Genomic DNA, 11,608 nt, shown 5'->3' with positions numbered 1-11,608 from the left:
AGAGAACTGAACTTGAGCCGAACACCAGATCAGCCCATAGCCATAGTCGGCATGGCCGCCCGCTTTCCCGGCTGCAAAGATATAGACGCCTTTTGGCGCCTGATTGACCAGGGCCTCGATGCCCACAGCCCCATTGACGCCGCCAAGTTCGGCGCCCCGGTGGCGGACTATCTCGGCCGCCAGGGCGAAGGCGACCGCTTCTACTGCCAGAGCGGCGGCTATATCCGCGACTTCAGCTTCGACCCCGAAGGCTATGTGCCGGGCAAAGAGGCCATGAGCAAACTGGCCAGCGAGGTGGATGAACATATCCTTTGGGCTCTGGACACCGCCAAGGCAGCCCTCAAAGATGCCGGCTTGAAAGTCGATGCCGCCGACAAGCTCGGCCGCTGCGGTCTGGTGATGGGAACCCTGTCCTTCCCAAGCCAGCGCTCCAACCGTGCCATGCTGCCCCTGTACCACAATGAGGTGCAACGGGCACTCACCGAGCGCTTGCCGGGCTTTCCCGCTCTGGCGGCCAGCGCGCCCCAGCGCGCAAATGATACCAACACCGCAGCCCTGCCCGATGCCTGGACCACAGACATAGCCGCCGAGGCCTCAAAGCTGCTGGCCCAATGCCTGGGGCTGGGCGCGGCCCACCTCAGTCTGGATGCGGCCTGCGCCAGCTCTGTCTATGCCCTCAAACTTGCCTGCGATTATCTGGCCACGGGCAAGGCGGATACCATGCTCGCCGCCGCCGTCAGTGGTGCCGATCCCTTCTTTATCAGCATGGGTTTTTCCATTTTCCACGCCTATCCCGAGCAGGGCTTCAGCGCGCCTTTGGACAAGCAAAGCGGCGGCCTGTTTGCCGGTGAAGGCGCCGGGGTACTGGTGCTCAAGCGTCTCAGCGATGCCCTGCGTGATGGCGATACCATACACGGGGTTATCCACGGCGCCGGCCTGTCCAACGACGGCCGTGGCCAGTTTGTGCTGAGCCCCTCAAGTAGCGGTCAGGTACGGGCCTTCGAGCGCGCTTACGAGGCTGCCGGCAAGGATCCCGCCGCGGTGGAGGTTATCGAATGCCACGCCACAGGCACGCCGCTGGGTGACAAAGTGGAACTGAGTTCCATGGAGCAGTTCTTCGGCCCGCGCCTCAAGGGCAGCAAGCCGCCGCTGATAGGCTCGGTGAAATCCAACCTGACCCATTTGCTGACCGCCGCCGGTATGCCGGGGATCATCAAGCTGCTGCTGGCCATGAAGCAGCGCCGCCTGCCACCCTCGGTGCGCCTGTCCCAGCCCATAGCCTCGCCGGACAAGCTCTTCGGTGAGCACAATATAGTGCGCCAGCCTTTGCCCTGGCCCACCAAGGAAGGCAATACGGCGCCGCTCGCCGGGCTGTCGGTATTCGGTTTTGGTGGTTGCAACGCCCATTTGGTGCTGGGGGCCTGGGATGACGCGGTTTCCAGTGAAAAAAGCCAAGCCGTTCTTGCAAACAGCCAAACGGAAAAGCCCCATAACGACTTCAAGGGCTTCCATATTCAGGGCGCCGCCATCCATGTGGGCAAGGTGGACTCGCTCGCGTCCCAATACCGGCTGCAGCAAACCGGCGCCACCGCCCTTTCGCCGCTGCCGGAACAGCGCTGGAAGGGACTGGAGCACAACCGCGCCCTGCTTGAGCATTTCGGCCTGTCCGGGGCGCCCGAGGGCGGCTATATCGACAGCTTTGCACTGGACTTCTTGCGTTTCCGCCTGCCGCCGCATCCCGGCGATCGCCTGGTGGCCCAGCAGCTGCTGCTGATGAAGGTGGCCGACGAGGCCATCCGCGACGCCGACCTCAAGCCCGGCGCCAGGGTGGCGGTATTGGTGGCCATGGAAACCGAGCTGGAGCTGCATCAGTTCCGCGGCCGGGTGAACCTGCACAGCCAGGTCAAGGACAGCCTGTTGCGAGCCGGCATCAGCCTCAGCGCCGAGGAATACCAGGCCCTTGAGCGCCTCGCCATGGACAGCGTACTGCCAGCCGCCAGCCTGAACCAATACACCAGCTACATAGGCAACATCATGGCCTCCCGGGTCGCCTCCCTGTGGGACTTCAATGGCCCCGCCTTCACCATCTCCGCCGGCGAGCTGAGCGTGGCACGGGCCCTGGAAGTGGCGGAAAACCTCTGCGCCACCCAGGAACTGGATGCCGTGGTGCTGGCGGCGGTGGACTTGGCCGGCAGTGCCGAAAAGGTGCTGCACCATGCCGCATTGCTTGAACAAGCAAACCTGGCCCCAGCCGATGGCGCCGGTGCCCTGGTGCTGCTTCCTACCCCGACAAGCGCATCAGCGAGCACATCTCTTAGCAAAGAGCAGGGCCGCTATGGCGAGCTGCAGCCCATAGCTTTCGATAACGCGCCGGTCAATGGCAATGAGGCACTGGCCGACAATGCTCTTGTGGAATTCAGCCCCCAGCTGAAAGCTGTCACAAAAGGCAAAGAACGCGCAGACCACAGCCTGCAACAGGACAGCGCTTCGGCCCAGCTGGGTCACAGCTTTGTGGCCGCCGCCATGGCCAGCCTGACCCGGGCGCTGCTGCGGCTCACGGACTCGGAGCAGGATACCGCCAGGGTGCAATTTGGCGACAAGGCCTCCGTGTTACTGACCCAAACCCAGGCCCAAAAAGACAGCCTCAAGGCCGCACTGGTAAATGCAGACAAGCAGCAGGTCACCGAAGGCAAGCAACTCATTCAGCAGATAACCCTGGGTGGCAAGGCCATTGCCGGGCACATACGTGGGGCCGAGCTCCCCTTTGAGGCTGAGATCAAGGCCAAGCTGCTGGCCGCCACCGCCTTTCAAAAAAACCTGCAAACAGCCGTTCCGGTCGCACAAATCACCCAGGCCAGCCATGCAGCTCATCGGAATACTGCTGCCAACCAACCCATAGACAGCGGAGTGCCCGCCAGCGTGAAGTACCAACCCCATTCTTTTGAAGCAAAGAGCATGCAAACTGCGGGCTTAGCCACGGCACCTGCTGCCATGCCTGTTCCCTTGACGCCGGGCTCACACGCCGAGGCTATCGCCGCCAATCAGGCCCTGGCACTGCAGGCGCACCAGGCCTTCCTGCAAAGCCGTGAGGCCGGTCTTAAGTTGGCCGATGCGCTTATGCAAAAAGAAATAGGGCGTCAAGACATAGGGCAAAATGAAATTGAGCGTCAGGGTTTGATGGGCCATGCACCGCTTGCTACTGAGATACCAAAGCCCGGAATAAAAGCACCTGAGCTGAAAGTGCCAACGCCAACACCAGCTGCGCCTGCTCCAGCAACGCCGGCTGTGGCGCCACAAGCGGCAACCAAGCCCTGCATCTGGAACTACCAGGATCTGGTGCAATACGCCGAGGGCGACATAGCACCTGTGTTCGGCCCCGACTATGCCATCATAGACAGCTATCGGCGCCGGGTGCGGCTGCCGACCACCGACTATTTGCTGGTGTCGCGGGTGACCAAGCTCAATGCCAGACTGGGGGAATTCAAGCCCAGCAGCATGACCACGGAATACGACATTCCGGTGGACGCGCCTTATCTGGTGGACGGTCAAATCCCCTGGGCGGTGGCGGTGGAGTCGGGCCAGTGCGATCTGATGCTGATCTCCTTCCTCGGCATAGATCTGGAGAACAAGGGCGAGCGGGTCTACCGCCTGCTGGACTGCACCCTGACCTTCTTGGACGATCTGCCCCGGGGCGGCGACACCCTGAGATACGATATATCCATCAATAACTTCGCCCGCAACGGCGATACCCTGCTGTTCTTCTTCTCCTACGAGTGCTTCGTCGGCGACAGGCTGATTCTCAAGATGGATGGCGGCTGCGCCGGCTTCTTCACCGACGCCGAGCTGGCCGATGGCAAGGGGGTGATCCGCACCGAGGACGAACTCAAGGCCAGACGCTTCGCCGAGGCCAATAAGCGCAGCTTCGCGCCGCTGCTGCATTGCCCCGAGAGCCGCTTCGACTATCAGCGCCTGTCGCACCTGCTCAGCGGCGATGTGGCCGCCTGTTTCGGCCCCAGCCACGATCTCGGCTACCAGCAGCCATCCCTGTGCTTTGCCTCGGAAAAGTTCCTGATGATCGAAGAGGTCAGCAAGGTCGACACCCGGGGCGGCGCCTGGGGTCTGGGCCTTATCGAGGGCCACAAACGCCTGGAACCGGACCACTGGTACTTCCCCTGCCACTTCAAGGACGACCCGGTTATGGCCGGCTCCCTTATGGCCGAGGGGTGCGGCCAGTTGCTGCAGTTTTACATGCTCTACCTTGGGCTGCACAAGCACACCCAAAACGGCCGCTTCCAGCCCCTGGCACAGGCGCCGCAAAAGGTGCGCTGTCGCGGTCAGGTACTGCCCCAGTCGAACCGCCTCACTTACCGCATGGAAGTGACCGACATAGGCCTCACGCCCTCACCCTGGGCCAAGGCCAATATCGAGATCATCCTCGACGGCAAGGTGGTGGTGGACTTCCAAAATCTCGGCGTTGAGTTAAAAGAAGATAATGACTGCACCCGCTACTCTGGGAATGACAGCCATCAGGCGCCTGTATCCGGTGCAAGCCCAGCCCTGCTTGAAGGCCGTCAGGCCTCGGTCAATGCGCCGCTGATGACCCACGAGGCGGATCTTAACGCCAGCCCCATCAAGGGCGTGGTGCCGGTGAAACACATTCCCGCGCCGCCAACTCCTGACTGTGCAAAGGGCTATACGAACCGCACCCCGGATACCCTGCCCTTCACCCCCTGGCATATGTTCGAGTTTGCCACCGGCAATATCGAAAACTGCTTCGGCCCCGAGTTTGCGGTTTACCGTGGCCTTATTCCGCCGCGTACCCCCTGCGGCGATCTGCAGCTCACCACCCGGGTAGTGGATGTCAAAGGCAAACGCGGTGACTTCAAGGCCCCGGCCTCCTGCATCGGCGAATACGAAGTGCCACCAAGGGCCTGGTATTTCAGCGAAAACAGCCACCCGGCGCGCATGCCCTACTCGATACTGATGGAAATTGCCCTGCAGCCAAACGGCTTTATCTCGGGTTACATGGGCACTACCTTGGGCTTCCCGGGGCTGGAGCTGTTTTTCCGCAATCTCGACGGAGAAGGCAAACTTATCAAGAACATAGACCTGCGCGGCAAGACCATAAGCAACGACTCCCGGCTGCTGAGCACCGTCATGTCCGGCACCAATATCATCCAAACCTTCAGCTTTGCCCTGGCAGCCGACGGCGAGCCCTTCTACGAGGGCAAGGCGGTATTCGGTTACTTCAAGGCCGAGGCCCTGACTCACCAGCTGGGGCTCGACAATGGCCGCACCACCACGCCCTGGTATCAGGCGGAAAATGCCGCCCCGGATGTCAGTTATGACCTCAGGGACACAGGCTGCGCCCTGTACCGGGCGGCCCCCGGCAAAGCACACCTGCGCCTGCCGGGCGGCAGGCTCAACTTTGTCGATACGGTCAAACTGGTGCGCCGCGGCGGCAAGGCGGGTCTCGGCTACGCCTATGGCGAGCGTGCCATAGATCCCAGCGACTGGTTCTTCCGCTTCCACTTCCACCAGGATCCGGTAATGCCGGGCTCCCTCGGGGTGGAGGCCATAATCGAACTCTTGAGCAGCTTTGCACTTGATGCGGGCTTGGGAGAAGGCTTTGCCAACCCCAGGTTCAATCACTGCCTGAGCACGGTGAAGTGGAAATACCGTGGCCAGATAAGCCCGCTCAACAAACAGATGTCGCTGGAGCTGCACGTCACCGCCATCGAGCGCGAGCCCGGCCGGGTAACGCTCAAGGCCGACGCCTGGCTGGCCAAAGACGGCCTGCGAATTTACGAGATAACGGATCTGGCCCTGGCCATTGAAGAAGCCTGATAAACCCAGTTTTAAAATTGGAAAGAGAACAAGATGACACAATTCCACTGGCCCTGGGCCCTTAACCCCAACACAGGTCACACTGGCACGGACGCGGTACGTACTGCCATGCGGGCCCTGGACAAGCCTTTGTATGTCGCTCAGCTGCCCGGCGGCGAGCTGAGCTTTTCACACGAAGCGCAAGTGCAGGCTCAAGAGCAAACAGACAGCGAGCTGCTACCGGTAATGGCCATGGCGGCCCCCTATGATGCCTCGCAACTGGGCGACGCGGCCTTCCGCCGCTGCCACGGGGTCAAATACGCCTACTATGCCGGGGCCATGGCCAACGGTATCGCCTCCGAGGAGCTGGTGATAGCGCTCGGCAAGGCCGGCATCCTCTGCTCCTTCGGCGCCGCCGGTCTGGTGCCCACCCGGGTCGAGGCTGCCATCAAGCGCATTCAGGCGGCGCTGCCAACTGGCCCCTACGCCTTTAACCTCATTCACAGTCCCAGCGAACCTGCGCTGGAGCAAGGGGCGGTGGAGCTGTACCTCAAGCACGGGGTGCATACCGTGGAGGCCTCGGCCTTTTTGGCGCTCACCCCCCACATAGTGCGCTACCGCGCCGCGGGCCTCAGCCGTGGCGACAATGGTGAGATCATCATCAAAAACAAGGTGATCGCCAAAATCAGCCGCACCGAGGTGGCCGCCCACTTTATGCAGAGCGCGCCGAAGAAGATGCTCGATGCCCTGATCGCCGAGGGCCACATCAGCGCCGAGCAGGCAGAGCTGGCACAACTGGTGCCCATGGCCGATGACATCACCGCCGAGGCCGACTCCGGCGGCCACACGGACAACCGCCCCCTGGTCACCCTGCTGCCCACCATATTGGCGCTGCGGGACGAGCTGCAGGCCAAGCACAACTTCGCCGAGCCCATCCGCGTCGGCGCCGGCGGCGGCATAGGCACCCCGGATGCGGCCCTGGCGGCCTTTAACATGGGCGCCGCCTTTATCGTCACAGGTTCCATCAACCAGGCCTGTATCGAGGCCGGTGCCAGCGAGCACACCCGCAAACTGCTGGCCACCACGGAAATGGCCGATGTCACCATGGCCCCGGCGGCGGACATGTTCGAAATGGGCGTCAAGTTGCAGGTGGTCAAACGCGGCACCCTGTTCCCCATGCGCGCCAACAAGCTGTACGAGATCTACAGCCGTTACGACAGCATAGAGGCCATCCCGTTGGATGAGCGCCAAAAGCTGGAAACCCAGGTGTTCCGCGCCAATCTCGATGAGATCTGGCAGGGCACAGTGGCCCACTTTATGGCCCGGGACCCGAGCCAAATCAGCCGCGCCGAGGGTAATCCCAAGCGCAAGATGGCGCTGATCTTCCGCTGGTATCTGGGGCTGTCGAGCCGCTGGTCCAACACAGGTGAAGTTGGCCGGGAAATGGATTACCAGATCTGGGCCGGCCCGGCACTTGGCGCCTTCAACGGCTGGAGTAAGGGGAGCTATCTGGATGATTACCGGCAGCGTCGGGCAGTGGACCTGGCGCTGCACCTTTTGACGGGTGCTGCTTATTTGTATCGTGCCAACAACTTGTTGGCACAAGGGGTTAGTTTGCCCGCTGCTGTGGCAAGGTACAGACCTTTGAAGCCGTTGGCCTAAGGCGGAGGCTTTTAGCACCAATGCTCGGTGCCAGCCACGCTAACATAAGAAAACCAGCCACTTGGCTGGTTTTTTAATGTCGCTTTTCAAGCGACGAAAGTCGTGGGGGTTCGCCCCCACACCCGACCTAGAGGGGATCTACAGCAATCCCCTCTAGGAACTCCCCTGCCGCCCCTGACGAAGCCGAGCGCTTTGGCCTTTTGGGCTGGAAACGGCCACCGAGACCGACTCGCTCCTGCTCGACGGTCTCTTCCTCGGCGTCCATGCCTCGGCTCACCCGTTTCTTTCAGCCCAGCGACCAAAGCGGCTTCGATGGGGAAAGGAACAGGTGCAACCTGCAAGTTAAGTGTTGTGCCTGTCCAATCTCGGGTGCTGCCTCGGCATCTGCCGGACAGGAGTCCCAATGCCGTAGAGGGCAGGACGCCTGAGAACGGCCATGCCTCGGCTCACCCGTTTCTTTCAGCCCAACGACCAAAGCGGCTTCGATGGGGGATAAGCGTGTCGCCAGACCGTGGAATGAACATTTTCATTCCACTAGCGTTCCCCGAAGGCCTCTGGCCGCCACGCGGAGAGGAGCGCGGTGCAACCATCAAGTTAAGTGCTGTACTTATCTTGCCTTTTGACGCTGCAATACATGTCTTAATATCAACGCTTCAGATCAAATAATGCTTCCCAGATTTTACCGAGCAGGTCGGGAAATGCTTTAGGAAAAAAGACTGATACAAACGCGAAGCAACCGAGGATCAGCCAAAAACCACCCCAGCCAATCAAGGTGTCTGACGGGCCGATACCACTGACAGACTTGGCAACTAAAAGCCACAGCACCAGTGCCGTAGGCACCGCAAAAACGGCTGCGGCGAATTGCCCCAGGAGAAAATCAACCCAAGTGCTTGGTTGTTTGGGTTTTCTCTGACGTCGCTGCATTTATCCTTCACCTTGTCCTGTCGTCCTTGAGATATCCGGGGAACTTAGCAGATTTTTCTATAAAGGTCTCAGTGCCATTGGTTTTCCTTCCTCGCGATAGAGAGCTTATCGCTTTGCCTCGGCTACGCGCCCAACCCCCCTTTCAGCGACACCAATGAGTAATAAGTGTGTAGCCGAACAATTTAACCTGAAGTACGCCACTTCGAAACGACCAGCAAGACCTCAGAAAAATCTTGTTGTAGCTTTCTACACTCTATCTTCCCTGCCGTAATGTGAGACATCTTTACACGTAGTCCCCCCTTCAAAATCCGCCAACTACCTCAGCATTTATCGTAAAGACCATTTACTCCTTCGCCCATGAACAGTTCATTCAGTCACCTTCGAGACAGTGCACCTTACGACTATACGAATAGTTCATCCAAGAATGAAGCCTTATATATCAACAACATACAAAAAATTGGTTGACTCTTGTTTTCATTATGAATGATTGAGTGCTGCAACATCTATGTATATAATGCCAACTGCGATTTTATCAGAACTGAATGGATTTATATGTCAAAACTAGCCATTTGTAATGTTGGGCCAATCAAAAATGGATTGGGTCGAGATGAATACATATCATTTGATGGATTGACGGTGATTACCGGCATTCAGGGTTCAGGTAAAAGTACTATTGCAAAAGTGTACTCATCGCTTTGCTGGTTAGAAAAATCACTTGTTCGGGAAGATGTTAGTTTAGATGAAGCTAATAATGTAGAGTTTTTTTTAGATGACGTTATGTCTTTTCAAGGAATATCTGAGTATTTCTCAGATAAGTCGTTTGTACATTTTATTGGCAGCAAATATGAATTTAAACTAGATAAGAATATTTTTTCTATTTCAGAGCGAGATAATCCAGCTTATTCTTCACCCAAGATAATGTACGTTCCAGCTGAAAGAAACTTCTTAACTTCAATTGTAAGACCAGAGCTTATTTCAAAATTACCAAGGGCGCTTCATGCCTTTTTAGCTGAATATGAAGAAGCAAAAGATTACATACGCTCAAAACTAGTAGATTTGCCAATAGGTAAGCTAAAGTATCAGTATGAACCTGATGATGGCTCATCATATTTAGTTGGCGAAGGGTTTAAAACTAATCTTATTAATGGCTCTAGTGGGTATCAAAGTTTGGTGCCATTATTTTTGGTTACAGAATATTTAAGTGACTTTATATCAAACCAAAATATGAATGGTACAGATGAGCACTTAAATGTCGCATTACAGAGAAGAATTACAAAAGAGTTTCAGAAAGCGTTTTCTTCATTAGAACACGTAAAGAATAGAAAAGTTAAAGATTTCATATTAACAATCAATCAAATAAGAAAAAGATTCACTTACTCTGCCTTTATTAACGTTGTGGAAGAACCTGAGCAGAATTTGTACCCAGACTCTCAAAAGAGCATTCTTTTTGAGTTATTAAAGGCTTTAAATAAATCAAAAGATAATAGGCTAGTAATAACAACACACAGTCCATATATTGTAAGTTTTCTCACTTTAAACTTTATGGCAAACAGGTTGTTTGAAAAAGAATTATCAGATACTAATTTTAAACAGGTCTCAGATATCGTACCTCGTGCCAGTACAATATCACCCAGCATTGCAAACGTATACGAGTGTAATGGCGGCGGATCGATAGAAAAACTTGATATTGCTGAGGGTTTTATTCCAGATGATAACAAACTTAACTATAAGTTCGAAGAAATAAACGAACAATTTTCAAGCTTGCTGTACATGGAGGAATAATTTTGTTTTTTTGCAATGGATGTCGCACCCAGATAAATTGGAATAGATTCGGAATTATTGACGATAATTCCAATCAAAGTGCACCAGCATTTCCTACCAATACAGATAGCCATAAGTGGATTGCTGATGTTAACAATAAAAACTCCAAAGAATTAGAATTTTATGCAATTGACAATTGTATAAGATTTTACAAATCTGATGAGCCAAAGAACTTAGAATCTACATGTGACTGTGCATTGATTGATGCCAATACCGTTGTATTTATAGAGTTAAAAGAACGAACTAGTAAAGGTTGGCTTGCAAAGGCAAGCTCACAATTAATAAACACAATCGCTCTTTATAAACAAAACGATTCGTCTGCCAATGCAAAAGAGATCATTGGGCATATTTGCAATTCCCTTCGACCTCAGGCAAACAGGAGCAACATGGGGGAAATGGCTAAGTTTTATAAGAACTCTGGAGGACATAAATTATTTATCCAGAAGCGTATTGATATTTAATAGCCAATTAAATTTGGCAGAATCGTTATATTTACTATCGATAACGAAAGAACAGTGAAATTCAACCGCAATGTGTCAAAGCTAAAGGTTTCGCCATCCCCCACGTTGAAACCTTCACTTTGTGGATTGTGCTAAATAAAACGGGCAAGCCGAACCATGGCAGTTCTCGGGCGTCCTACCCTACACGGCATTTGAACTCCTGTCCGGTAGATGGTGAGCTGGCCGTTAAACAGTAACGTTGTTCGCGGACGAGCAAAGCCCCTTGCCCGGGTGTCGGCTGGGCGAGTGTCGCGCAGCGACTGGCTTACGAGCGAGAGCCAGAGCCGCTCTCGGGCATTCTGCCCTTCACGGCATTGGGACTCCTGTCCGACAGAGGGCGAACTGGCCGTTGTGCAGGGATGCATTTGGCCACGACTTACCGTTGTTTGAAAAACAACAAACCCGCTAGGTGGTTAGACCAACACCATATCCAGCAGACTGTCGATTCGCTGGATACCATAGGCGGGCTCTGAGGCCACGCCGTCATTGAAGGCCACATAGGCGGGTACAGATCGCACCTTCAAAGACGCGGCCAGCGCTTCACATACCTTGGGATCGGCCTTGATCACCAGGGCTTTGTGCTCAAGCTCAAAGGAGGTATTGATTAAGGTCCCTTCCATGGCGCGGCAGGGCGGGCACCAGTCGGCTGAAAAGAACAGCAAGATATGTCGGTGCTTCGACATCAGCCCGGCCAAGTCATCAGGATGCTCAAGATAATGAATTATACTTGGAAACCTCACCCCTGCCCCCTGCAAAGTAGCGCCGCCGTAGGTAACGCCATCAATTTCTATAAAAACTGGCTATAAAGACTGTCGGGTCGGATAAATATCCCGAAGCGACAGACTTGTAAGCCCAAGCCATGACCGCTTGCGGGC

The 11,608-nt window shown here is 55.7% G+C and carries 5 protein-coding genes and 1 pseudogene; 4 read left to right on the top strand and 2 right to left on the bottom strand.

Annotated elements, in window-relative coordinates:
* Nucleotides 1–51 precede the first annotated feature (51 nt).
* Both JYB84_RS05275 and JYB84_RS05270 read left to right on the top strand, forming a co-directional pair.
* The gene (locus JYB84_RS05275; protein ID WP_207323111.1) at nt 52–5,847 is read left to right on the top strand and encodes a hotdog fold thioesterase; all 5,796 of its coding nucleotides are present in this window, start codon (nt 52–54) and stop codon (nt 5,845–5,847) included.
* A gap of 207 nt (nt 5,848–6,054) precedes the next feature.
* A pseudogene (locus tag JYB84_RS05270) lies at nt 6,055–7,488 on the top strand (PfaD family polyunsaturated fatty acid/polyketide biosynthesis protein); the annotation flags it as partial.
* 645 nt (nt 7,489–8,133) lie between these two features.
* On the opposite strand, the gene JYB84_RS05265 reads toward JYB84_RS05270, so the two are convergent.
* Nucleotides 8,134–8,412 (bottom strand): hypothetical protein, encoded by a 279-nt coding sequence (locus JYB84_RS05265; protein ID WP_207322384.1) that lies wholly within the window; start codon nt 8,410–8,412, stop codon nt 8,134–8,136.
* Nucleotides 8,413–8,964: 552 nt separating this feature from the next.
* Between JYB84_RS05265 and JYB84_RS05260 the strand changes: the two genes are divergently transcribed.
* Together JYB84_RS05260 and JYB84_RS05255 are read left to right on the top strand one after the other, a co-directional pair.
* The gene (locus JYB84_RS05260) at nt 8,965–10,194 is read left to right on the top strand and encodes an AAA family ATPase (RefSeq protein WP_207322383.1); all 1,230 of its coding nucleotides are present in this window, start codon (nt 8,965–8,967) and stop codon (nt 10,192–10,194) included.
* Nucleotides 10,195–10,196: 2 nt separating this feature from the next.
* A complete protein-coding gene (locus JYB84_RS05255; RefSeq protein ID WP_207322382.1) occupies nt 10,197–10,694 on the top strand; it encodes a hypothetical protein in 498 nt (165 codons plus the stop codon).
* Nucleotides 10,695–11,146: 452 nt separating this feature from the next.
* Here the strand turns inward: JYB84_RS05255 and JYB84_RS05250 are convergent, their stop codons facing one another.
* The gene (locus tag JYB84_RS05250) at nt 11,147–11,416 is read right to left on the bottom strand and encodes a thioredoxin family protein (protein WP_207322381.1); all 270 of its coding nucleotides are present in this window, start codon (nt 11,414–11,416) and stop codon (nt 11,147–11,149) included.
* Nucleotides 11,417–11,608: the final 192 nt, after the last annotated feature.

The sequence above is a fragment of the Shewanella cyperi genome, from assembly GCF_017354985.1.
Taxonomy (GTDB): Bacteria; Pseudomonadota; Gammaproteobacteria; order Enterobacterales; family Shewanellaceae; genus Shewanella; species Shewanella cyperi.
This window is presented reverse-complemented; position numbering and strand designations above follow the sequence as displayed.

What these genes read in the sequence shown, in the direction of transcription:
- JYB84_RS05265 (WP_207322384.1), bottom strand. Translation starts at nt 8,412, where the DNA reads ATGCAGCGACGTCAGAGAAAACCCAAACAACCAAGCACTTGGGTTGAT.
- JYB84_RS05250 (WP_207322381.1), bottom strand. Translation starts at nt 11,416, where the DNA reads ATGTCGAAGCACCGACATATCTTGCTGTTCTTTTCAGCCGACTGGTGC.
- JYB84_RS05260 (WP_207322383.1), top strand. Translation starts at nt 8,965, where the DNA reads ATGTCAAAACTAGCCATTTGTAATGTTGGGCCAATCAAAAATGGATTG.
- JYB84_RS05275 (WP_207323111.1), top strand. Translation starts at nt 52, where the DNA reads ATGGCCGCCCGCTTTCCCGGCTGCAAAGATATAGACGCCTTTTGGCGC.